The following is a 20,214-nucleotide window of genomic DNA, read 5'->3' on the forward strand; positions in this document are numbered from 1 at the left end:
CGGACGGGTCAGGTTTTACAGGCTTTGAGCCATGCTTCCTGCTCGGCGCTTTCCACGGCATCGGGGAACTGTTGCCGCACTTTGGCGATGGCTTCGTCAGCGGTGAGCCCGCCTTCCATCAGGGTCCAGCACGCCATCAGACCGCTGCGCCCTGCCCCGTACTGGCAGCTGAACGCCATGGTGCCGCCCTGGCGCAAAAGCGCCTCGCGCGTGGGGCGTTGCGCCGCCCACGTGTGTGCCAGAACCTCGGACGGCGTCGCGTAATCCACGATCGGATGATAGGTCAGCGTCAGGCCGACTTCCGCCGCCGTCGCCTCCAGCAACGTGAACCCCTCCTCCGGCAACTCATCGCGCTCGACCAAAACGACGAGTCCCCGCGCGCCCTCGGCGTAGAGCCCTTCCAGCGTTTCGCGGCACATCTCGGGGGTGAACACGGCAGAGCCGTCGACGCTGGTCTCAAGGCCCGGGAACCCGGTCATTGCGACTTTCCCGCCGAAGGGATGATCTGCGACGACACGGATGGAGCCACGAAACGAAGTGGCGGAAGGATCAGGAGAAGAATGGAGAATTCCGGAATGGGACATTGTTTTTATACGCTTTCACTTGAACATGTATACACTTACACCTATCCCAAAAGCAGCCGCAACTCCCTGATCAAGGTACGCGATAATGTCTAAACACAACGCCGATTCTATCGCCGAAGCATTGCGCAAACGGATCTGTCTGGAGCCGCCCACGGCAAGCCCCGTGCTGCACGAGCAATCCCTCGCGGAAGAATTCGCCGTGTCGCGCACCCCGGTGCGGCAAGCGTTGCAGCGGCTGGCCTACGAGCGTCTGGTCGAGGTCCGCTCGGGCGTCGGCACCATGGTGTCACCCCTGAAGCTCGAAAACCGCGACGACGATATTGACCTGGCATTTTCCCTGCTGCGGGTTGCCGCGCGGCTGGAGGGCGACAAACCGCTGTCGGTCGAGGCGCGCGCCTATATCGTGGCGCTCGAACGTCAGGTCGCGGCCGCCGAGGTCCTTGATATCGAAACCAACTACACGATCCGCGCCACAGCGCTGATGGCGATCAGCCGCGAGATGTCGAACGACATTCTGGCCGACGCCCTGAAGGCAGCGCTTTGGCGTCTGTTCCGCTGGCGGATGGATGAGGCCGCGAAATCGCGGTCGGGCAAGGATAACCGCCTGCCGGAAGTGATGGAGATGATGGCAGAGGCCACGCGGAAAGGCACCGTAAGAGCGCTTCTCGAAGCGCAGCTTCCGCCCGATACTCCCTCTTGAACGCAGGCCCCACCCCGCCTATATCTTGCTTGTTCCGCAAGGGACTATGGACATAAACGCGCTCGTAATAAGCGGATCGGACCCGGGGGCGGTACCCGGCGACTCCACCAACAAAACCTGTCATTTGCAGGTGGGCATGGGGTCGAAATAGGATCGACGAACGTCTAAAGGGGTTAGCTTTGTCCCGGTGAGATACCACCGTTATCGGTTCAAATCGTACAGTTGCAAATGACAACCGTGCTCCGGCAATGGCTATCGCAGCGTAAGCTGCCTTAGTCGCCGAACTTAAGCCCTGATGCCTAGCCGCATCAGGCGGGGTTCGCAGGCACCTGGCAACAGAAGCCTGCACTTAATCTCCCCACCATTTCAGACGACTGCACCGGGCGTTTTCGCGTGTCCCTTGCGCGGCCCGTACGTGGCGTTGTCATGCGTCGCCAGTGCTGCAGCGCCGCGCGTCGCAAACCGCGCCTTACATCCGGGGCCGAATCTTCTAAAGTGGAAATCTCTACCCGCCCTTTGACAGACCCAACCATGGCCGATGCAGCATGACCGACAGCACTTCTCCGAGCATTCCCTACGGCCGCCTCATGCACGAGGCCGTCTGCGGCGTGATCCGTGAAGTTCTCGGAAAGGTCGCGCGGGAGGGACTGCCCGGCGAGCATCATTTCTTCATCACCTTCGACACCCGCCACGAGGACGTCGAACTGGCCGATTGGCTGAAGGAACGCTATCCCGAAGAGATGATGATCGTGATCCAGAACTGGTATGACGATCTGCAGGTGTCCGAAGACGGCTTCTCGATCACGCTCAACTTCGGCGATGCGCCCGAGCGGCTGAAGGTGCCCTTCGATTCGATTGCAACCTTCGTGGATCCGTCCGTTGAGTTCGGCTGGCGGTTCGAGCAGACCGATGAGGAAAGCAACGGCGACGATCCCTCTCCCGATGGCCCCGGTACGCCCGATGACGGCCCTGATGTTGGTGCGGATGATCGCTCTGACGCTCCGAAAGAGGCCGAGGTCGTCAGTCTCGACACGTTCCGACGCAATCACTGACGCGCGATGCGGGAGTGCCCCATGGGAATGAGCGACACCGCGCTTTTCATGGGCCAGCTGCTGCGCCGTCCGCATCAGATCGTGGCGCTCGCGCCCTCGGCCCCGGGTCTATGCGCCGAGATGACCCGCGAGTTGGACCCCGCCCGTGGCCCGGTCCTCGAGTTGGGGGCGGGCACCGGTAACATCACCCAGGCAATCCTGGCCTCCGGCATCGCGCCCGAGGCCTGTCATTCGATCGAGATGAACCCCGAATTCTGCGACCGTCTGCGCGCCCGGTTTCCGGGACTCAACCTGCACCAGATGAGCGCCGGGGAGTGCGGCGCCTTGCCCCTGCGCAATGTACAGGCCGTGATCTCTGGCCTGCCACTGTTGTCGATGCCCATAGGCTTGCAACGCGCCATCCTTGGAGGAGCGCTCAGGCTGCTGGCCCCGGGCGGTGAGTTCGTGCAATTCACCTACGGGCCAAAACCGCCGCTCGCCCGTGCCGTGCGCGAGGAACTGGGCCTGACATGGCGCGAGAGCGCGAAGATCTGGTGGAACATGCCCCCCGCCCGCGTGTATCGTTTCGCCCGAACGCAAAGCTGTCGCATGGACGCCCGGACGCACCGCGGGTAGACGGCATACAAATGCATACCGGAGACATGCCCATGACCAAGACCCGCACCGAGACCGACAGCTTTGGCCCCTTGGAGGTCCCCGCCGACAAGTACTGGGGCGCGCAGACGCAACGCTCGATCCTAAACTTCCCCATCGGGTGGGAGAAGCAACCCGTCGCCATCGTCCGCGCGCTCGGCGTGATCAAGCGTGCCTGCGCCGAGGCCAACCAGGCCCGTGACAAGCTGGCCGGTATCGGCGACGCGATGATCGAGGCGGCGCAGGAGGTCATCGACGGCAAGCTGGACGACAATTTCCCGCTGGTGGTCTGGCAGACGGGCTCCGGCACCCAGTCCAACATGAACGCCAACGAGGTGATCGCCAACCGCGCGATTGAGATCCTCGGCGGCGAGATCGGCTCCAAGGACCCGGTGCACCCCAACGATCACTGCAACATGGGCCAGTCGTCGAACGACACCTTCCCCACCGCCATGCATATCGCGACCGCGATGACCGCGCGCGACGTGACCCTGCCGGGCTTGCGCAAGCTGCACGAGGCGCTGGAGAAGAAGGTGGCGGAGTTCGAGGGCATCATCAAGATCGGCCGCACCCACACGATGGACGCCACGCCGCTGACGCTGGCGCAGGAATTCGGCGGCTATGCACACCAGGTGAAGAAGTCCATCGAACGCGTCGAAACCGCGCTCGGCGATATCTACGAGCTGGCCCAGGGCGGCACCGCCGTCGGTACCGGGCTGAACACGCCCAGGGGTTGGGGCGAGGAAGTCGCCGCCAACATGGCGCGGATCACCGGCCTGCCCTTCGTCACCGCCCCCAACAAGTTCGAGGCGCTGGCCGCCCATGACGCGATGGTTGCCATGTCGGGCGCGCTCAAGGCCACCGCCGCCGCGCTCTTCAAGATCGCCAACGACATCCGTCTTCTGGGCTCCGGTCCGCGCTGTGGTCTGGGTGAGCTGATGCTGCCCGAGAACGAGCCCGGCTCCTCCATCATGCCCGGCAAGGTCAACCCGACCCAGTGCGAGGCGCTCACCCAGGTCTGCGCCCATGTCTTCGGCAACGACGCCGCCGTGGGTTTCGCGGGCTCGCAGGGGCACTTCGAGCTGAACGTCTACAAGCCGATGATGGCCTACAACGTGCTGCAGTCCATGCAGCTGATCGGGGATGCCTGCGTGGCCTTCTCCGACAATTGCGTGAGCGGCATCGAGGCCAACGAGGCGCGGATCGAGAAGATCATGAACGAGTCGCTCATGCTGGTGACGGCGCTGGCGCCGACCATCGGCTACGACAATGCCACGACCGTCGCCAAGACCGCGCACAAGAACGGCACGACCCTGAAGCAGGAGGCCATCGCGCTTGGCTTCGTGGACGAGGAAACCTTCGACCGCGTCGTGCGGCCCGAGCAGATGATCGGCCCGAAATGAGCCCGCGCCATGGCTGATCGGCCGGTGAACCTCAACCGCGTGCGCAAGGCGCGCGCGCGGGACGCGGCCCGGCGGCAGGCCGATGAAAATGCCGTCAAGCACGGGCGCAGCAAGGAAGAGCGCGAGGCAGAGGCCGCCCGCCTCGCGATGCTGAAAAAACGGTTGGATGGGCATGAGCGCGATGAGTGATCCATGAGCCTGCCAGCCGCCTCCGCCCGCCCGCGCAAGCGCTCCCTCACGCTTCAGGGGCACCGCACCTCTGTCTCGCTGGAAGACGCTTTCTGGGAGGAATTGCAAAGCCTTGCCGAGGCACGCGGCGTCTCTGTCAACGCGCTCGTGGCTGAAATCGACGCGGCCCGCGGCGTGAGCGCGGGGCTCGCCTCGGCGATCCGGGTCTACATCTTGCTCGAGGCAAAAGCCGCGTCGCGTTAAGCAGCCGTTAACCGGCCCGTGCTACGCCGGAGTCATGCGACAGACGCCCCCAAGCCCGCAGGATCCTGATCTCTGGATCGCCCAGACCTTCGATTGCCCTGCCGTACGCAACGGCGGGCTGTTCCGGACCTCCCTGAAAGATGTGGAAACAGCCGTCGGCATGGCACGGTTCAAGGCTGAGCTGAGGCGGCGCAAGTATCGCGCGTTGGAAAACAATGGCCACATTATCGTCTTCTGCAACACGCTGCCGGTCGAGATCCTCTCCTCCGGCCCCGGCAAGGGCAGCCCGCCCGCTAGCGGCGACTGACCCGCAGCCGGATGCCATCTTTCGCCCGAACCGTCAGGTAAGCCACCGGCACCGGATCATCGCCCTCGATCCGCTCGAACCGGAAGGCGCGAAGCAGCATGGCGAGGAGAAGCGGACCCTCCACCATGGCGAAGCCCGCCCCGGTGCAGACCCGCGCGCCGGCGGAGAAGGGTATGAAAGCCTCGCGCATGCAGGTCTTGCCGTTTTCCGTATGCCAGCGTCCGGGATCAAAGCCATCGGGGTTGTCCCAGAGCCGATCCTGACGATGCAAGTGCCAGGGGGAGATCACCACCTGCGACCCTTTCTTCACCGGCCGCTTGCGGAAGGTCTCGGGACAGGTCGTCTCGCGCACCATCATCGGCACCGGCGGGTAAAGGCGCAGCGCCTCGCGGAACACGTCGCGGGTGAGTTTGAGCTTAGAGACCACGGCAAAATCCGGCTCTTCCGGCAGCGCCAGCGCCTCTTCAGCGAGTTTTTCCTGCCACGCAGGGTAGCGCGCCAACAGGTAGAGCGCCCACCCGAGCGCCGAGGCCGAAGTCTCGTGTCCGGCAAGAAAGAAGATCGCCACCTGATCCACCATTTCATCGGTGGTGAAACAGGCGCCCGTTACCGGGTCCGGGGTCGTCATGATCTTGGTGGCCAAATCGTCCGGAGCGGTGCCCGCGCGGATCTCGGCCATGCGCGCCGCCGTCATCTCGGTGATCAGCGCGCGAATATTGCGCGCCGTCTGGCGGGTGCTGGCGCGATGCCCACGCGGAAACCAGCGCGGGAGCGGCACGAAGGCTGCGGCGTTCAGGATTGGCTGCGTGCGCTGGTAGGCGCGGAACTGGTGGAACACGCGGCCCGCGATTTCGGCCTCGATCGGCAGCGAGAAGAGCGTGCGGAAGATGACATCGGCAGCCGCGTGGGACATTTCCTCCTCGATCTCCACGACACCGGGCAACCCCTGTGCCATCCGCTCGACCGAGGCCGCGCCCGCCGCCCACATCGCCGGGAAGGTATCGCGCAGGCGCCCGCCCTCGAAGGCCGGATCGATGATCCGCCGCTGCCGCTGCCAGGTCTCGCCGTTGGTCAGAAACACGCTTTCGCCCAGAAGCGGCCGCAACCCCTCGCCCACCCGGTCGGACTTCGGAAAATCCATCGGCCGCGCCTTCAGGACCTCGTCAACAAGCGCGGGTTCATTGATCATGTAGGACCGAAAGAACGGCGTGCGAAACTCCGCCATCCACGCGTGGTAGAGCCGCGCGGGCTGCGCCGAGAGGATGTCCTGCCGAAACAGCCGCAGGTAGCGCAGAAGCGAAACACGCTCGGCCCGCGCGCGGGGTTTGGGGGGCAGATCGCTCATGTATCTGTGTATCCGTTGACCGGCGTCTCGATACGGCTGGCCGAGGCCGCGCGCCCGGCAAAGCGGCCACCGAGTGTCATCGGCCCTGCCGTGACGCGGAAATAATCGTAGGCATCAGCGCTGTCGGGCAAGTTGTCGAACGCGTTGAGGTACTGGAAATGCAACTCGAAGAGTTGCCATTTCAACGCCTGGCGCCGGGCCGCGCTGAGTGTCTGCGTGAAGGCCGCCGAAATCACCAGCGGGCCGCGTTTCTCCGCTGGCGCGACGCCCGTGACCGCCACCGGATCACAAAGGGCAAAGGCGCAGCCGTCACCCGGCGCGCTGACGTCAACCCAAGCCACATCCTGCCCCGCCAAAAACGCGAGGTCGCGGCGCAGACGGTGGGCGTCTGGCAGGAAGCTCACCATGGGCACCACGTGGCCGAGCGTCAGCAATGAGAGCGTCGGCCCGTCCGCAGGCAGGCGTCCGGCTCGGATCAGGTCGGCCAGGACCGAGATGGCGATATAGGCGCCTGAGGAGTGACCGACGACAAGCGCCTCATCGACGTCACCCTGCAATACCTCGGCAATGCGATCGGCAAATTCCGCCATCCGCGCCTCTTGCTCCGGCGGATAGGCGCCGCGCAACCGGGCCGAGAAAGCGTAGTCCTTCATCAGGTACCAGGCCAGAAGGTGGTCGCGTCGCGCACACCAGCGCAGGAAGAACACCGCCCCGGCGAGCCCCAGAAGGCCCGCGACGAGGCCAAACGGCCACCCGCCCACTGCGACTCCGCCCCAAGCGGCACAAGCCACGATAGCCATGGCAAGAACCGCTTGTCCCAAAAGCACCGCGACCGGATAGAGCGCCGCGATGACCGGCCCCTTGCGCAACCGCATGAGCCTGAAAAGCGCGCCCATGCTGATGTAGATCCATGCCGTCCGTGCCATCTGCCGGTAAGTCGCCCAGACCCCCGCCGCCATGCCGGCGCGCACGATGTCGGCCCAGTAGAGCACCTCCAGATCGACGCTGACATCAACGCCTTCCATCCGCGCGTCAACGTGCCAACCGAAGCGGGCGCCATCGGCCGCGCTGCTCTGGGTGATGTCGAAGCCCGAAATCTCCGCCTGCCGCAGCGCCTCGCGGCGATACCGCTCGCGGTAGGCCCGCGGCGGCACGGGGTCAAAGCCCGGAATATAAAGGACATGTCTGCGCGTGACGGAGCTCATGGCCGCAGCATAGCCGCCGATTGCGGCAGGGCTAGGGCCGATCAGCCCAATTGGCCGAGTGCCGGGAAAGTTTCGAGCAGCCAGAAGGCGAAGGCCGAGAAGGCTCCGGTGACAAGCGCCAGGCCGACGGCGATCAGCAGCACGCCCATGATCCGCTCGATCAGCACCATGTGGCGCTTGAGCGGTGCCATGAGGGCCTGCGCCCGGTCGATGAAGGCCGCCGCCACGAGGAACGGCAGGCCGAGGCCGAGGGCATAGACGCCAAGCAGCAGCGTGCCGCGCTCGACGCTGCTCTCCTGCGCCGCAATCGACAGGATCGCGCCGAGTTGCGGGCCGATGCAGGGGGTCCAGCCGAAGGCGAAGGCAAGGCCCAGAACATAGGCACCAAGGATCGAGCCGCCTCGGTCGCCCGCATCCAGCCGCGCTTCACGATCCAGCAGCGGGATGCGAAAGACGCCGAGGAAATGCAGTCCGAAGATGATCACGACAACGCCCGAGATTCGCGCCAGAAGCAACTGGTTTTGCAGGAAGAACTGCCCCAGAAGCGACGCGGTGAACCCGAGGAAGATGAACACCGTCGACAGGCCCAGAACGAAGAACACGGCCGCCAGCAGAGCCTTGCGCCGCGACGCCTGCGCCTCGCTCTGCAACTCCGCCATGGAGATCCCGCCCATATAGGCCAGATAGGGCGGCACGATGGGCAACACGCAGGGGCTGAGGAAGCTCAACACGCCCGCCGTCAGCGCCACGAAGATCGCCGGCAAAAGCGACGCGTCGAAGAGATCAATTCCAAACATGCCCCACCCTTATGCCGCGCACGCCGCCCCGTCACGAGGCGATACGGTCACATTCCCGTGGACGCCAAGCACCCCGCGCCCTATTCCGAGCCCATGCAAGATATCGACGCCCGAGACCTGCTCTGTCCCCTGCCCGTCCTACGCCTCCGCAAGGCACTGGCCAAGGCCCCGTCCGGCGCCACGCTGCGCCTGATTGCCACCGATCCCGCGGCGCTCATCGACGTGCCACATTTTTGCGCCGAGCAAGGCCACAGCTTCATCGAAGCCACGCCGCACGGGAACGGCGCCACCGCCTACATCGTCCGCAAATAATCGCCGCGCGGCGCGATCAGCCGCACCGCTCCCCTTCATCTTGGCCAATATAACTCAATTCCCCGGCCCGCGCCAAACGCTGCGCGTCGCGACGATATTACCCGTCGAAGGCCACGATGGCGCGCGGGTCCCAGGCCACGCGCGTGCGGGCGCCCACGTCCAGAACATCGCGCCCCACCACGTTGCGCATCGAGATTCGCACCGGTGCCTCGGCGCCCTCGAGCCGGACGTCGTAATAGGTCATGTCGCCGTAGTAGACGACCTCGTCGATCACCCCTTGGGTCTCCCGCGACCGAGCCACTTCCCCGTCATAGAGGATCGAGAGCGTCTCGGGCCGCAGGCCGACCGAGCAGGCCCCCGATAGCGGGCCGCTCGGCATTTGCGCGGGCTCCAGCGCCATGGTCCCGAGACCGGCCACGCTGACGCCCTCTCCGGTCGCATGGGCGGGCAGGAAATTCATCACCCCGATGAAGTCCGCCACGCGCCGATTCGCGGGGCGCCGGTAGAGCACTTCGGGATCGTCGAGCTGCGCGATCTCGCCCTCGAACATCACCGCGATCCGATCCGACATGACCAGCGCTTCTTCCTGATCGTGGGTTACAAGCACGAAGGTGATCCCCACTTCGCGTTGCAGCTTCATCAACTCCACCTGCATCTCTTCGCGCATCTTGCGGTCCAGCGCCGAGAGCGGCTCGTCCAGCAGCAGCACCTTCGGCTTCAGGATCAACGCACGCGCCAGTGCCACCCGTTGCCGCTGCCCGCCCGAGAGCGCATGGGCCGCGCGACCGCCATAGGAGCCGAGCCCCACCATCTCCAGCGCCTCGCCGATAGCGCGGCTCTTCTCCGCCGCCGACATCTTCGCGCGCCGCAGGCCGAAGCCCACGTTTTGCGCCACGCTCAGATGCGGGAAGATCGCATAGCTCTGGAACACCATATTGGTGGGCCGCAGGTTCGGCGGCACCCCGGCCATGTCCTTGCCCGAGAGCGAGATCACGCCCGAGGAAATCTCCTCGAACCCTGCAATGGCGCGCAGCAGCGTGGTCTTGCCGCAACCCGACGGCCCAAGCAGCGAGAAGAATTCGCCCGCCCCGATCTCGGCGGTGATGTCGCGCAGCGCGTGATAATCGCCGTAATACTTGTGCACCCCTGACAGGGTGATCAGCGGCTCTCGGGATGTCTTGAGGCTCATAAGAACCCTCCGGCGTCAGTGTGCCCCGCGCGGCGCAAGCCCCGGCGGCGGAAGATGTCGGCCACGATCAGCAGGATGATCGAGAGGGCCACGAGGATGGTGCCGAGCGCCATGACCACCGGAAGCCGCGCCGGGAAACGCAACTGCCCCCAGAGGTAGACCGGCAGGGTCGGCTCATTGCCCGACAGGAAGAAGGCGATGATGAATTCGTCCAGCGATATGATGAAACAGATCAGCATCGAGGCGATGATCCCAGGCGTGACCAGCGGCAGGATGATCAACCGGAACGCGCCCGCCCGGGTCTCGCCCAGATCGATCGCGGCCTCTTCCAGGCTCTGGTCGAGGCCCGCGAAGCTGCCCTGCAGGATCGCAATGGCAAAGGGCATGCAGAGCAACGTATGGCCGCCGATGATCGTATAGATCGAAGTATCGAGCCCCAGTTGCATCAGAACCACCAGCAGGGAGATCGCCACGATAACCTCGGGCAGCACCAGCGGCAGCATGATGAAGCCCATGATGCCCGCCTTCAGCGGAAAGTCATACCGCGTCGCCGCCCGCGCCGCGAAGAGGCCAAGACAGGTCGAGAGCACCGCCACCGACACCGCGATGATCAGCGAATTGAGCGTCGCCTCGTGGAGCGCCGGGATCGTACGCAACTCCGCGAACCAGCCCCAGGTAAAGCCTTGCAGCGGGAAGGCGATCACCGTGCCGTCGTTGAAGGCGAAGATCGGCAACAACAGGATCGGCGCGTAGAGGAAGATCAGGTAAAGCACGGCAAAGACACCGAGGGCGGACAGTCTCATATTCCCCACCGTCCTTTCGGCACGAAAACGGCAATGGCGATGGCACCGCCGCCCATGATCGCCGCCATCAACCCGAGGCTCCCTGCCGGGCCGAAGACGTCGTGGCCTTTTGTCAGCAGCCACCAAAGCAAGCCAATGTCGATCACAGCCGCCAGCGCCGCCGCGCCCGTCCCGGTCAGCCCCCCACCCAAACGGTCGCTCAAATGGACCCAGAACCGCACCCGCATGATCCCCCAGGCCAGCGTCAGTGTGACCGACGCCATGGCAAAGACCGCCAGCGTCGCCCCCATCGGCCGGTTCGAGAGGTCGAAGATCTGCACATAGATCATGTTGGCGATCATCGTGCCGCCCGATCCCCCGACGAGCCGGGGCGTCACGTAGTCCCCTACCGTGGGAATGAAGACGATGAGCACGGCGGCCAGCACCCCCGGCATGGCCAGCGGCAGGGTGACGCGCATAAAGGTCATCACCGTCGCCTCCCCCAGATCCCGCGCCGCCTCCAGCAGGCTGCGGTCGATCTTCTCAAGGCTCACGAAAATCGGCAGGATCGCGAAGGGCGCAAAGGCATGGGCCAGCGTGATGATCACGGCATTGGCGTTATAGAGGATGAACGACAGCGGCTGATCGATGATGCCCAATCCCATGAGCGTTCCGTTCACCGGTCCGTCGTAGGCGAGGATCACCCGCCAGAGGAAGATGCGGATCAGGTAGCTGGTCCAGAACGGAATGGTGATCAGGAAAAGCCAGAGCGCCTTCCGCTCGGGCCGCACCTTGAAGCTGATGAAATAGGCGATCGGGAAGGCCAGCACGACCGTCACCGCCGTCACGCTCGCCGAGATCCTGAGGCTCCGCAACATCAGCGCGCGGTAGAGCGGATCGGTCAGCGCCTCGCGGTAGTTCTCCAGCGTCAGCGTGCGGTCGATGGTCAGGAAGTTCTGCGTCCAGAAGCTGAACAGGATGATCGTCAGCAGCGGCACCGCCAGCAGCAACAGCGCGTAGATCAACGCCGGGCTGACAATGATCAGCCCCTGCTTGGCGTCATTCGTCAAGCCGCGTGCCATATGGTGAAAAGCTCCCCCTCGTCCTGCCGCCACGATTGCCCGTCGCGCATTCCGACACAAGAGGTTTCGCCACACCGCGCGGGCGATACAGACCTTGCCTGAGCGTCAGGCACAAAAAAAGCGCGACCGAAGCCGCGCTTGATTTGATCTCGATATGCCAGCGATCAGCGCTTGGAGAACTGGAAGCTCTTACGGGCTTTCGCCTTACCGAACTTCTTCCGCTCGACAACGCGGCTGTCGCGGGTCAGGAAGCCTGCCGCTTTCAGGGCACCACGCAGGGAGGGCTCGTAAAGCTGCAGCGCCTTGGAGACACCGTGGCGCACCGCGCCAGCCTGGCCGGAAAGGCCACCGCCCTTGACGGTTGCCATGACGTCGAACTCGCCTTCCACACCGGCAACGGTGAAGGGCTGGCGCAGCATCATCTGCAGAACCGGGCGCGCGAAGTAGGCGGGCATGTCCTTGCCGTTGACGGTGATCTTGCCGGAGCCGGGCTTGATCCAGACGCGGGCGACCGCGTCCTTGCGCTTGCCGGTGGCGTAAGAGCGGCCAAGCGCGTCGCGCTGCGGCTCACGGGTGATGGTCTCGGCGGCAGGCGCTGCTGCGTCAACGCCCTCGACAGAGCCTTTGAGCTCTTCGAGCGATGTCAGGGTCTCGGCCATTATTTCGCTCCCCGTGTGTTCTTGGAGTTCATCGACGCAACGTCGAGAACGATTGGATCCTGGGCTTCATGGGGATGCTCGGCACCCGCATAGACGCGCAGGTTGGTCATCTGCTGGCGCGACAGCTTGCCGCCGGGCAGCATGCGCTTGACGGCCTGCATCAGCACACGCTCAGGGTACTTGCCCTCGAGGATCTGGCCGGTGGTGCGGGACTTGATGCCGCCCGGGTAGCCGGTGTGCCAGTAGTTCGGCTTGTCGCGCTTGTTGCCCGTCACCTGCACCTTGTCGGCGTTGATGACGATGACATTGTCGCCCATGTCCATGGACGGCGTGAAGGACGGCTTGTGCTTGCCGCGAAGACGCATGGCGATGACCGACGCGAGACGGCCCAGAACAACGCCCTCGGCGTCGATCAGGATCCATTTCTTGTCGATATCTGCCGGCGTGGCAGAGAAGGTTTTCATCGGTATTTTCCTTACGGGTCGGCGCCAGCGGCACCAAAGAAAAACGAAAGAGGGCAGCCGCCCCCTCAACATGCCTGTCTTCTAAGCATTCCACCGCCCGCGTCAAGGCCCGTCACCACCCCAAAACACTGCAATAACAAATACTTACAATTAAGGTATCATTTTACCCCATTCAATCCGGCCCTTTTTCCCTTGCGTCACACCCATACGCATTTCCCCTTGCAGCTCATACCGCGCCACGCCCATCTTCCCTTCATGACGCATTTGCCCCCGAACGACCCGCCGCAAGCTACCCACCTGACCCACAAGGGTGCCGAGACCTATGCGGGCACCCATCTGATCATCGACATCCATGAAGGCCGGAACCTCGACGACCCGGAGATCATCGAGCAGGCCATGCGCGACGCCACGCAGGCCACCGGCGCCACGCTCCTGCACCTCCACAGCCATCGCTTCAGCCCCCAGGGCGTCACCGGCATCGCGGTCCTCGCGGAATCCCACATCGCCTGCCATACGTGGCCCGAGATCGGCTACGGCGCGTTCGACATCTTCATGTGCGGCAACACCGACCCCCACGCCGCCATCCCGATCCTGAAAGCGGCCTTTGAAACCGAGGCCATAACGATCCGCGAATTGCACCGCGGCGCGGCGCCGGGCTGACCTGCTCCCTGCTTCATCTTGGCCGATACAACTCCGGGGTAGGCGCGCTTTTCCGCAAGGAAAAACCGCCAAGGGGCAGCGCCCCTTCAGCGCCTCGCAAGGGGCGCCATCAAGGACTCACCCCGGCGCCCGCCTCATTTCGGCGGCATCGAATAGGTCATGGAGGCCCGCGCAACAGGCTCCTCCATGCCATCCGAAAAGATCAGGCACTCGCCCACGGCCAGAACGCGACCAATCTTCAGCAGCCGACATTCGCAAATCAGATCCGCACCGAACGCGGGCTTGCGCATGAAATCGAACGAGCCGCCGGTCGTGACGGCAAGCGCCTCACGGCCCTTCATCGCCAGCACCGCAATGTAGACCGAGACATCGGCCAGCGCGAACATCGCGGGCCCCGAGACCGTGCCCCCGGGGCGCAGATGACGCTCCGCCACGGGCATCCGCACCCGCACGGCACGCTCCTCCACCGCTTCGATCACGAAATCGCCCCTGACTTGCGGGAAAACCTCGTCCAGGTAACTTGCGATCTCTTCGGCCTGCATCATGACGCCCACGGCGCTTCCCCCCGTCCTGTTTGGCGGCTACCTTTTCCAAAACCTCATGGCAGCGCAAGGGAGGCCCGCCATATGTCCGATCCATTGGTGATCCGCGAGGATCGCGGCCCGACCACCCATCTCACGCTGAACTCGCCGGGCAACCTCAACGCGCTCTCCGACGAGATGCTGGCGGCGTTGCAAGACGCGCTGGACAGGCTCGCCGAGGACACCGGACAGCGGGTCATCATCCTGAAAGGCGCGGGCCGGGTGTTCTGCGCGGGCCATGACCTCAAGCAGATGCAGGCGGCGCGCCAGGATGAGGACGACGGCGCCCGTGCCTGGAAGGACCTCTTCGATCGCTGTTCGACGCTGATGCAGACCCTGCCCCGCCTGCCGCAACCGGTCATCGCGCAGGTCCATGGGCTGGCTGCTGCGGCAGGCTGCCAACTCGTGGCCTCCTGCGACATGGCCGTGGCGGCGGAGGACGCGCGCTTTGGCGTCAACGGCGTCAACATCGGCCTCTTCTGCTCCACCCCCATGGTGGCGCTCAGCCGCGTCATGCCGCGCAAGCAGGTGTTCGAAATGCTGACCACCGGCGAATTCCTCGATGCCGCGCGTGCGCGCGAGGTTGGCCTGATCAACCGCGTCGCGCCGTCCGATGAACTGGACGCAGCAACACAGGAACTCGCCGAAACCGTGGCCGCCAAGCTCTCGTCTGCGGTGCGCATCGGCAAACGCGCCTTCTACGAGCAGGCCGACCTGACGATCGAGGCCGCCTATGCGCTCACCGGCGAGGTGATGGTCACCAACATGCTCGATCACAACACCGAGGAGGGAATCTCGGCCTTTCTCGAGAAACGCCCTCCCAATTGGCGCAGATCTGAGTGACCCTTTCCTCGCACGACACGGGGGAAAGACAGATGATCAGATTTTTCAGCCTTGCCGCAGGCTTGGCAATCGCGGCAACCGGCGCGCAAGCCCAGGGCTTCGACGGCGCAACCTTCGGGCTTCACACGACGAGTGTTGAGGTCGAGGATCTGGGTGATTTCACCCTGCTCAGCCTGTCGGGCGACGTGGCCTACAGCTTCGGCGCCCTCGGGGTGCAGGCAGGTCTCAACCGGGTGTCCGACGCCGAGGCCGATGCGGACTTCGGCACCGTGGCCGATTACACGGGGATCGATCTGCACCTCTACCACGACGCCCGCGCAGACCTGCGCCTCGCGGTCTTCGCGTCCTTCGACGACTTCGGCGATACCGAGAGCCGCGCCCTGGGCGCCGAGGCACTCTGGACGCCCGGCAACTTCCGCCTCGAGGGCCGCGTCGCGAGCTTTCACGAGGATCCCCTGGACGGCTGGCTCTATGATTTCGCCGCCGAAGCCGAGATCGCCCCGGGGCTCTCGCCCTACCTTCGCCTGCGCCGCAACATCTATGACGGCGACAACGGCTACTATTCCCGCACGGAATTCGGCCTCTCCTACCGACCTGTCGAGACGCTGGAGATCCATGGCTCCCTGGGCAGCAGCACCAATGATTTCGGCGACGGTTACAGCGAAGCAGAAAGCACCGCCAGCATCGGTCTGCGCCTCCACTTCGGCGGCAGCGGCGACGGAACCGACCGCCTGTTCCGCTACACCGGCTTCTATTAAAGCTCCGAATTTCAAAGCTCCTGCCGCGTCACCTCGGACCCAAGGGTCCGAGGCTCTCACAGGCCGAAGAGCGCGCCGTATTTCGCTTCGAGATACGCGAGCAGATGCTCTTCGGAAATCTCGGCCCCCGTCGCATGCTCAATCGTCTCGCGCGGTGTGCGCAGCCCGCCATGGCGTTGCAGTCGTTCGCGCAACCAATCGAGCGCCGGTGCGGGATCGCCCGCAGCCAACGCCGCATCAAGCCCCGGCACATCCCGCCTTAGCGCTGCGTAAAGGCACCCCGCGTAGACATTGCCAAGCGTGTAGGTCGGGAAATAGCCGAAGAGGCCAACTGACCAATGCACGTCCTGAAGCACCCCGTTGGAGGGCTTGTCGACCGTCATCCCGAAGTCGGCTGCGAAGCGATCGTTCCACGCCTCTTCAAGGTCCGCGACCTCCAACGTACCGTCGAAAAGCTGCCGTTCCAGATCGAAGCGCAGCATGATGTGGAGGTTGTAATGCACCTCGTCCGCCTCGGTCCGGATGAACCCGGTCTCGACCCGGTTGATGACCCGGGCGATTTCTTCCTGCGACGCTGACAGGGCACCGAAATGCGCCTCCATCCGCCCGTGGAGGAACCTGCAGAACTCCGGTGAGCGCCCCAGCTGGTTCTCGTAAATCCGACTCTGGCTCTCATGCACCCCCATGGAGACCCCCTGCCCCAAGGCACTGAGCCGCAAGGCCGGCGCGATGTTCTGCTCGTAGCAGGCGTGGCCGACCTCGTGGATCGTCGAATAGAGGCAACCCATCGGCTCGCCCTCGTCGACCCGCGTGGTGATCCGCACGTCCGCGCCGGAGCCGGAGCTGAAGGGATGCACGGCAAGGTCGAGCCTGCCGTGGGCAAAATCATAGCCGAAGCGCTCCGCCGTCTCGTGCGCCAGCGCCATCTGCGCGTCCGCCGCGAAATGCCCTTGCAACGGCGTGGGCATTTTGGCCCCCGCAAGCCGGCTGCGCAGGTCCTTCAGGCGCGGGCGCATCCGGTCGAAGAGCGCGGCAATCTCGGCTGCCGTCGCGCCCGGTTCATAGTCCTGCAGCAAGGCGTCATAGAGGTCGCCCCCGTCCGCGATGGCGGCAGCCTCCTCGCGACGCAGCGCGACAACCTGGCTCAAGGTCGGCAGGAAAGCCGCGACGTCCTCTTCCGCGCGGGCGCGCGCCCAGATGCCTTGGCTCACCGAAGTCAACCGCGCCAGTTCCGACGCCAGTTCCGCCGGCACCTTTACGGCGCGCGCGTGTCCGCGGCCGATCTCGCGCAGCTGCGCCGCCTCGGCCTCGGTCTCAGGCTTGGCCGCAGCCAGCCACTCGCCGACCTTCGGATCGGTCCGGCGGGCATGGAGAACGCCCTCCAAGGCCGCCATCTCCTCGCCGCGCTGTTCGGCGGCACCGGGCGGCATGAATGTCTCCTGATCCCACCCCAACCGGCCCATCACCTGGCCCAGGGCCTCGGTGGTGCGGTTGAATGCCAGCAACTCCTGCAACGCGGTCATCGGACGGCTCCCCTGACGGATTGCGGCAAGGGATAGCGCGACAGGAACCGCGCCCGCATGATCAGGGTGATCAGGACCACGGCGCCGAACTGATGGGTAATGGCCCAATACCAGGGCGACGAGTTCATCACGGTGACGATCCCCAGAACGATCTGGCCAAACATCATGACGGCAACCCAGTCGAAGGCGCGTTTGGTCGCGGCGCGGGCCGAGCGGCGCGCGGCAAACCAGGCGCCGATCCCGAAGGCCAGAAGCGTGTAGCCGATGATCCGGTGGAAGAACTGCACCGTACCGTCATTCTCGAAAAGGTTGCGGAACCACGGCTCGATCGCCCACATGTCCGGCGGCGTGAAGGCGCCCGCCATCAGCGGCCAGTCGATGAAGTTGCGGCCCGCGTCGATGCCCGCGACCAGCGCGCCGACAAGGATCTGCAATCCTGTCAGATGCAACAGGCCCGTCGCCATACCGGCAAGCTTGCGGTCTCCATCCCGGCGCGCTCTCATCAATTCGGCCTCGGCTCGGCCGAGCAGCATGATGTACCAGGCCATCAGGGCGAGGATCAGGAACGCAAGACCCAGATGCACCGCAAGGCGATAGGAGGCCACGTCGAACATTCCCGGCGCCATGCCCGAGGCCACCATCCACCAGCCCGCGAGCCCCTGCAAACCGCCGAGCGCGCCGAGCCAGAGCAGCCGCCCGGTCCATCCCACCGGCACGGACTTCGTCGCCAAAAGCGCCACGAAACCCACCGCCCAGACAACGCCGATCAGCCGCGCCCATTGGCGATGACCCCATTCCCACCAATAGATCACCTTGAACTCCGACAGGCTCATGCCCCGGTTCTGCTCCTGAAATTCCGTGGTGCTCTGGTAGGCCTCGAAGGCCTCATCCCAGGCCGCTGCATCAAGCGGCGGCACCGCGCCGGTAATCGGCGCCCATTCGGTGATCGAGAGACCGGAGTCCGTCAGCCGCGTCAGCCCGCCCACGGCGATCTGCACCACGACCATGGCGAACAGCACCATGATGAAAACCCTGACCCGGGACCGCCCGCGCCCCCGGTCGCGGCTCACACCGCCCGGCGTCGCCGCGGGCTTCTGCGCCCCTTCAACGTCCTCGAAAATACTGCGTTGACCTGCCATGGCGCGTCCCTCATCTGGTATCGCTCCATGACCTATCGCGCGCACGCGCCCCCTTCAAGCGCCCGCGACCTTCCGCCCGACCGCCAGAAAGGCGGCACATCCACCCCTTCCCCGTTCTTCAAATATCCCGGGGTCTGGGGCAGCGCCCCAGTCAACAGACCCCAAACCCGCACTGCCCGGACGCAGAACCCCCATCCGCTCACAAATCCTTGCGCCGCCCCTCGGCCCACCGCACCATCTGCCGCATCACCCCATGCAACGTCTGCACATCGGCGCGCGTCAGGCTCAACCGGCCCCAGAGGTTGCGCAGGGTCAGCTTCATGCTCTCCGCCTTCTCCGGCGGCCAGAAGAACCCCGCCTCTTCCAGACGCTCCTCGTAATGGGCGCCGAGCTTCTCGACCTCCAGACCACTGGCGAAATCGGTCTTGGCCAGCGCCATGACCTCCGGCGGCACCGAGGATGCCTGCCGCTGCCACTCGTACCCACACAAAAGCACGCATTGCGCGAGGTTGAGCGAGGGGAAGGCCGGGTTCACATCGACCGAGATGATGGCATCGGCCGGAGCGATATCGGCGTTCTCCAGCCCTGCGCGCTCGGGGCCGAACAACACGCCTACCTTGCCGCCCTGGGCAATGATCTCGCGGGCCTGCGCCATGGCACGCTCGGGTGTCACGATCGGCTTGGTCAGTCCCCGGTCGCGCGCGGTCGTCGCGAAAACATAGGTACGATCAGCAAGCGCGCCCGGCAGATCGTCGAAAAGTTGCGCCTCGTCCAGAAGCCGCCCGGCGCCGCTGGCCAGCGCCACGGCGCGCTCGTTCGGCCAGCCATCGCGCGGGGCCACGACGCGCATCCGGTCGAGGCCGAAGTTCCACATCGCCCGCGCGGCCGCGCCGATGTTTTCGCCCATCTGCGGGCGCACCAGGATGAAGGCAGGCTGGCCGGAGGGGGTGACGGGCGCGGAGGCGGTGGGCTGATCTGACATGGGCCTGCCCATAAACGCGCCACGCCCCTCGCGCAAGACAGAGCCCGGCACCACGCGCCCTGCCCGCCTCCACCATTGCTCCGACGGACGCGGGATTGTATCAGCGCGAGGCCGACCGGCGCGTCACTCGAACCACATGAAGAGCACCATGGACGAACAAGAGCCCCCAGAGACCCCGCAACTCTACCTCGTGACCCCGACCGCCTTCGAAGCCGAGGTCTTTGCGCCGGTCCTCGCCCGGCTGCTCGATAGTGTCGATGTTGCCTGCCTGCGCCTTGCGCTCGCGAGCGAGGACGAGGCCGCGCTGTCTCGCGCCGCCGACCAATGCCGCGAAGTGGCCCATGCCCGCGACGTGCCCCTCGTGATCGATCGCCATATCCAACTCGTCGAACGGCTCGGGCTTGACGGTGTGCACTTGCTCGACGGCGCGCGCAGCGTCCGCGACACACGCAAAACCCTCGGCGCCGATGCGATCATCGGCGCGGCGTGCGGCACCTCGCGCCATGACGGGATGAACGCCGGGGAAGCCGGGGCCGATTACGTGACCTTCGGACCAGTGGGCGAGAGCGATCTGGGCGACGGCAGCCGCGCCGAGCATGATCTCTTTGCCTGGTGGTCGCAGATGATCGAAGTCCCCGTGGTGGCGGAAGGCGCCCTGACGGAAGACCTCGTGGGCTCCCTCGCTTCGGTCACGGATTTCTTCGCCATCGGCCCCGAGATCTGGCGCCACGACGATCCCATCGCCGCCCTCCAAGCGCTGACCGCCCCGCTACGTTAACCTA

24 protein-coding genes, 1 other RNA gene and 1 pseudogene are annotated in these 20,214 nt (G+C 65.1%); 13 read left to right on the top strand and 13 right to left on the bottom strand.

Annotated elements, in window-relative coordinates:
- Window positions 1-8 precede the first annotated feature (8 nt).
- Complete coding sequence (locus KYE46_RS10770; protein ID WP_219000627.1) at window positions 9-479, bottom strand: protein-tyrosine phosphatase family protein; 471 nt, start codon at window positions 477-479, stop codon at window positions 9-11.
- A 190-nt stretch (window positions 480-669) separates the two neighbouring features.
- Between KYE46_RS10770 and KYE46_RS10775 the strand changes: the two genes are divergently transcribed.
- From KYE46_RS10775 to KYE46_RS10810, 8 genes are all read left to right on the top strand, one after another.
- Window positions 670-1,284 (top strand): GntR family transcriptional regulator, encoded by a 615-nt coding sequence (locus tag KYE46_RS10775; protein ID WP_219000628.1) that lies wholly within the window; start codon window positions 670-672, stop codon window positions 1,282-1,284.
- Window positions 1,277-1,634: a transfer-messenger RNA gene (ssrA, locus tag KYE46_RS10780) on the top strand. Before KYE46_RS10775 ends, ssrA begins: the two co-directional genes overlap by 8 nt.
- A 195-nt stretch (window positions 1,635-1,829) precedes the next feature.
- Window positions 1,830-2,336 carry an SspB family protein gene (locus KYE46_RS10785; RefSeq protein ID WP_219000629.1) on the top strand — a complete coding sequence of 169 codons (507 nt, stop codon included), beginning with the start codon at window positions 1,830-1,832 and terminating at the stop codon, window positions 2,334-2,336.
- A gap of 21 nt (window positions 2,337-2,357) precedes the next feature.
- On the top strand, window positions 2,358-2,951 hold the full coding sequence (locus KYE46_RS10790; protein ID WP_219000630.1) for a class I SAM-dependent methyltransferase: 594 nt from the start codon (window positions 2,358-2,360) through the stop codon (window positions 2,949-2,951).
- 32 nt (window positions 2,952-2,983) lie between these two features.
- Complete coding sequence (fumC, locus tag KYE46_RS10795; RefSeq protein WP_219000631.1) at window positions 2,984-4,372, top strand: class II fumarate hydratase; 1,389 nt, start codon at window positions 2,984-2,986, stop codon at window positions 4,370-4,372.
- Between the two features lie 9 nt (window positions 4,373-4,381).
- Window positions 4,382-4,561, top strand: coding sequence for a DUF4169 family protein (locus KYE46_RS10800; protein WP_219000632.1), 180 nt, complete (start codon window positions 4,382-4,384; stop codon window positions 4,559-4,561).
- A 3-nt stretch (window positions 4,562-4,564) separates the two neighbouring features.
- On the top strand, window positions 4,565-4,804 hold the full coding sequence (locus KYE46_RS10805; RefSeq protein ID WP_219000633.1) for a ribbon-helix-helix domain-containing protein: 240 nt from the start codon (window positions 4,565-4,567) through the stop codon (window positions 4,802-4,804).
- Window positions 4,805-4,838: 34 nt separating this feature from the next.
- Window positions 4,839-5,111, top strand: a complete 273-nt coding sequence (locus KYE46_RS10810) for a hypothetical protein (protein ID WP_247716818.1) — start codon at window positions 4,839-4,841, stop codon at window positions 5,109-5,111.
- Here the strand turns inward: KYE46_RS10810 and KYE46_RS10815 are convergent.
- From KYE46_RS10815 to KYE46_RS10825, 3 genes are read right to left on the bottom strand one after another with little or no spacing between them, the layout of a single operon-like run.
- Window positions 5,098-6,456 (bottom strand): cytochrome P450, encoded by a 1,359-nt coding sequence (locus KYE46_RS10815; RefSeq protein ID WP_219000634.1) that lies wholly within the window; start codon window positions 6,454-6,456, stop codon window positions 5,098-5,100. The genes KYE46_RS10810 and KYE46_RS10815 overlap by 14 nt on opposite strands.
- Window positions 6,453-7,661 carry a hypothetical protein gene (locus tag KYE46_RS10820; RefSeq protein ID WP_219000635.1) on the bottom strand — a complete coding sequence of 403 codons (1,209 nt, stop codon included), beginning with the start codon at window positions 7,659-7,661 and terminating at the stop codon, window positions 6,453-6,455. The genes KYE46_RS10815 and KYE46_RS10820 overlap by 4 nt, the downstream gene beginning before the upstream one ends.
- A 41-nt stretch (window positions 7,662-7,702) precedes the next feature.
- Window positions 7,703-8,458, bottom strand: a complete 756-nt coding sequence (locus tag KYE46_RS10825) for a cytochrome c biogenesis CcdA family protein (protein ID WP_219000636.1) — start codon at window positions 8,456-8,458, stop codon at window positions 7,703-7,705.
- 93 nt (window positions 8,459-8,551) lie between these two features.
- Between KYE46_RS10825 and KYE46_RS10830 the strand changes: the two genes are divergently transcribed.
- Window positions 8,552-8,770 carry a sulfurtransferase TusA family protein gene (locus KYE46_RS10830; protein ID WP_219000637.1) on the top strand — a complete coding sequence of 73 codons (219 nt, stop codon included), beginning with the start codon at window positions 8,552-8,554 and terminating at the stop codon, window positions 8,768-8,770.
- 97 nt (window positions 8,771-8,867) lie between these two features.
- Here KYE46_RS10830 and KYE46_RS10835 read toward each other — a convergent pair whose 3' ends face one another.
- The 5 genes and pseudogenes from KYE46_RS10835 to rplM form a co-directional block, all read right to left on the bottom strand.
- Window positions 8,868-9,959, bottom strand: a complete 1,092-nt coding sequence (locus KYE46_RS10835) for an ABC transporter ATP-binding protein (RefSeq protein WP_219000638.1) — start codon at window positions 9,957-9,959, stop codon at window positions 8,868-8,870.
- Window positions 9,956-10,762, bottom strand: a complete 807-nt coding sequence (locus KYE46_RS10840; RefSeq protein WP_219000639.1) for an ABC transporter permease — start codon at window positions 10,760-10,762, stop codon at window positions 9,956-9,958. The genes KYE46_RS10835 and KYE46_RS10840 overlap by 4 nt, the downstream gene beginning before the upstream one ends.
- Window positions 10,763-11,010: 248 nt before the next feature.
- Window positions 11,011-11,823: pseudogene (locus KYE46_RS10845) on the bottom strand (ABC transporter permease); the annotation flags it as partial.
- A 164-nt stretch (window positions 11,824-11,987) separates the two neighbouring features.
- On the bottom strand, window positions 11,988-12,482 hold the full coding sequence (gene rpsI / locus KYE46_RS10850) for a 30S ribosomal protein S9 (RefSeq protein ID WP_219000641.1): 495 nt from the start codon (window positions 12,480-12,482) through the stop codon (window positions 11,988-11,990).
- Window positions 12,482-12,946, bottom strand: a complete 465-nt coding sequence (rplM, locus tag KYE46_RS10855; RefSeq protein WP_219000642.1) for a 50S ribosomal protein L13 — start codon at window positions 12,944-12,946, stop codon at window positions 12,482-12,484. Before rplM ends, rpsI begins: the two co-directional genes overlap by 1 nt.
- Before the next feature lie 255 nt (window positions 12,947-13,201).
- Here rplM and speD point away from each other — a divergent pair, with 255 nt between their 5' ends.
- The gene (gene speD / locus KYE46_RS10860) at window positions 13,202-13,606 is read left to right on the top strand and encodes an adenosylmethionine decarboxylase (protein WP_219000643.1); all 405 of its coding nucleotides are present in this window, start codon (window positions 13,202-13,204) and stop codon (window positions 13,604-13,606) included.
- Between the two features lie 134 nt (window positions 13,607-13,740).
- Here the strand turns inward: speD and KYE46_RS10865 are convergent, their stop codons facing one another.
- Window positions 13,741-14,151 carry a PaaI family thioesterase gene (locus KYE46_RS10865; protein WP_247716974.1) on the bottom strand — a complete coding sequence of 137 codons (411 nt, stop codon included), beginning with the start codon at window positions 14,149-14,151 and terminating at the stop codon, window positions 13,741-13,743.
- A gap of 81 nt (window positions 14,152-14,232) precedes the next feature.
- Between KYE46_RS10865 and KYE46_RS10870 the strand changes: the two genes are divergently transcribed.
- Window positions 14,233-15,030: an enoyl-CoA hydratase gene (locus KYE46_RS10870; RefSeq protein ID WP_219000644.1), complete on the top strand. Its 798-nt coding sequence runs from the start codon at window positions 14,233-14,235 to the stop codon at window positions 15,028-15,030.
- A 32-nt stretch (window positions 15,031-15,062) separates the two neighbouring features.
- Window positions 15,063-15,788, top strand: a complete 726-nt coding sequence (locus KYE46_RS10875; protein WP_219000645.1) for a hypothetical protein — start codon at window positions 15,063-15,065, stop codon at window positions 15,786-15,788.
- Window positions 15,789-15,844: 56 nt separating this feature from the next.
- On the opposite strand, the gene KYE46_RS10880 is transcribed toward KYE46_RS10875, so the two are convergent.
- The 3 genes from KYE46_RS10880 to KYE46_RS10890 form a co-directional block, all read right to left on the bottom strand.
- Window positions 15,845-17,311 carry a carboxypeptidase M32 gene (locus tag KYE46_RS10880; RefSeq protein ID WP_219000646.1) on the bottom strand — a complete coding sequence of 489 codons (1,467 nt, stop codon included), beginning with the start codon at window positions 17,309-17,311 and terminating at the stop codon, window positions 15,845-15,847.
- Entirely contained in the window at window positions 17,308-18,450 is a 1,143-nt protein-coding gene (gene ctaA, locus KYE46_RS10885) for a heme A synthase (protein WP_219000647.1), read from the bottom strand. Before ctaA ends, KYE46_RS10880 begins: the two co-directional genes overlap by 4 nt.
- Before the next feature lie 199 nt (window positions 18,451-18,649).
- On the bottom strand, window positions 18,650-19,432 hold the full coding sequence (locus tag KYE46_RS10890; protein WP_219000648.1) for an RNA methyltransferase: 783 nt from the start codon (window positions 19,430-19,432) through the stop codon (window positions 18,650-18,652).
- 148 nt (window positions 19,433-19,580) lie between these two features.
- On the opposite strand from KYE46_RS10890, the gene KYE46_RS10895 reads away from it, so the two are divergent.
- Window positions 19,581-20,210 carry a thiamine phosphate synthase gene (locus tag KYE46_RS10895; protein WP_219000649.1) on the top strand — a complete coding sequence of 210 codons (630 nt, stop codon included), beginning with the start codon at window positions 19,581-19,583 and terminating at the stop codon, window positions 20,208-20,210.
- Window positions 20,211-20,214: the final 4 nt, after the last annotated feature.

Origin of the sequence: Gymnodinialimonas ceratoperidinii, assembly GCF_019297855.1 — a bacterium.
Taxonomy (GTDB): Bacteria; Pseudomonadota; Alphaproteobacteria; order Rhodobacterales; family Rhodobacteraceae; genus Gymnodinialimonas; species Gymnodinialimonas ceratoperidinii.

What these genes read in the sequence shown, in the direction of transcription:
- KYE46_RS10865 (WP_247716974.1), bottom strand. Translation starts at nt 14,151, where the DNA reads ATGATGCAGGCCGAAGAGATCGCAAGTTACCTGGACGAGGTTTTCCCG.
- KYE46_RS10825 (WP_219000636.1), bottom strand. Translation starts at nt 8,458, where the DNA reads ATGTTTGGAATTGATCTCTTCGACGCGTCGCTTTTGCCGGCGATCTTC.
- KYE46_RS10820 (WP_219000635.1), bottom strand. Translation starts at nt 7,661, where the DNA reads ATGAGCTCCGTCACGCGCAGACATGTCCTTTATATTCCGGGCTTTGAC.
- KYE46_RS10830 (WP_219000637.1), top strand. Translation starts at nt 8,552, where the DNA reads ATGCAAGATATCGACGCCCGAGACCTGCTCTGTCCCCTGCCCGTCCTA.
- KYE46_RS10840 (WP_219000639.1), bottom strand. Translation starts at nt 10,762, where the DNA reads ATGAGACTGTCCGCCCTCGGTGTCTTTGCCGTGCTTTACCTGATCTTC.
- fumC (WP_219000631.1), top strand. Translation starts at nt 2,984, where the DNA reads ATGACCAAGACCCGCACCGAGACCGACAGCTTTGGCCCCTTGGAGGTC.
- KYE46_RS10895 (WP_219000649.1), top strand. Translation starts at nt 19,581, where the DNA reads ATGGACGAACAAGAGCCCCCAGAGACCCCGCAACTCTACCTCGTGACC.
- KYE46_RS10790 (WP_219000630.1), top strand. Translation starts at nt 2,358, where the DNA reads ATGGGAATGAGCGACACCGCGCTTTTCATGGGCCAGCTGCTGCGCCGT.
- KYE46_RS10810 (WP_247716818.1), top strand. Translation starts at nt 4,839, where the DNA reads ATGCGACAGACGCCCCCAAGCCCGCAGGATCCTGATCTCTGGATCGCC.
- KYE46_RS10770 (WP_219000627.1), bottom strand. Translation starts at nt 479, where the DNA reads ATGACCGGGTTCCCGGGCCTTGAGACCAGCGTCGACGGCTCTGCCGTG.
- KYE46_RS10800 (WP_219000632.1), top strand. Translation starts at nt 4,382, where the DNA reads ATGGCTGATCGGCCGGTGAACCTCAACCGCGTGCGCAAGGCGCGCGCG.
- ctaA (WP_219000647.1), bottom strand. Translation starts at nt 18,450, where the DNA reads ATGGCAGGTCAACGCAGTATTTTCGAGGACGTTGAAGGGGCGCAGAAG.
- KYE46_RS10775 (WP_219000628.1), top strand. Translation starts at nt 670, where the DNA reads ATGTCTAAACACAACGCCGATTCTATCGCCGAAGCATTGCGCAAACGG.
- KYE46_RS10890 (WP_219000648.1), bottom strand. Translation starts at nt 19,432, where the DNA reads ATGTCAGATCAGCCCACCGCCTCCGCGCCCGTCACCCCCTCCGGCCAG.
- KYE46_RS10880 (WP_219000646.1), bottom strand. Translation starts at nt 17,311, where the DNA reads ATGACCGCGTTGCAGGAGTTGCTGGCATTCAACCGCACCACCGAGGCC.
- KYE46_RS10785 (WP_219000629.1), top strand. Translation starts at nt 1,830, where the DNA reads ATGACCGACAGCACTTCTCCGAGCATTCCCTACGGCCGCCTCATGCAC.
- rplM (WP_219000642.1), bottom strand. Translation starts at nt 12,946, where the DNA reads ATGAAAACCTTCTCTGCCACGCCGGCAGATATCGACAAGAAATGGATC.
- rpsI (WP_219000641.1), bottom strand. Translation starts at nt 12,482, where the DNA reads ATGGCCGAGACCCTGACATCGCTCGAAGAGCTCAAAGGCTCTGTCGAG.
- KYE46_RS10805 (WP_219000633.1), top strand. Translation starts at nt 4,565, where the DNA reads ATGAGCCTGCCAGCCGCCTCCGCCCGCCCGCGCAAGCGCTCCCTCACG.
- KYE46_RS10815 (WP_219000634.1), bottom strand. Translation starts at nt 6,456, where the DNA reads ATGAGCGATCTGCCCCCCAAACCCCGCGCGCGGGCCGAGCGTGTTTCG.
- KYE46_RS10835 (WP_219000638.1), bottom strand. Translation starts at nt 9,959, where the DNA reads ATGAGCCTCAAGACATCCCGAGAGCCGCTGATCACCCTGTCAGGGGTG.
- KYE46_RS10870 (WP_219000644.1), top strand. Translation starts at nt 14,233, where the DNA reads ATGTCCGATCCATTGGTGATCCGCGAGGATCGCGGCCCGACCACCCAT.
- KYE46_RS10875 (WP_219000645.1), top strand. Translation starts at nt 15,063, where the DNA reads ATGATCAGATTTTTCAGCCTTGCCGCAGGCTTGGCAATCGCGGCAACC.
- speD (WP_219000643.1), top strand. Translation starts at nt 13,202, where the DNA reads ATGACGCATTTGCCCCCGAACGACCCGCCGCAAGCTACCCACCTGACC.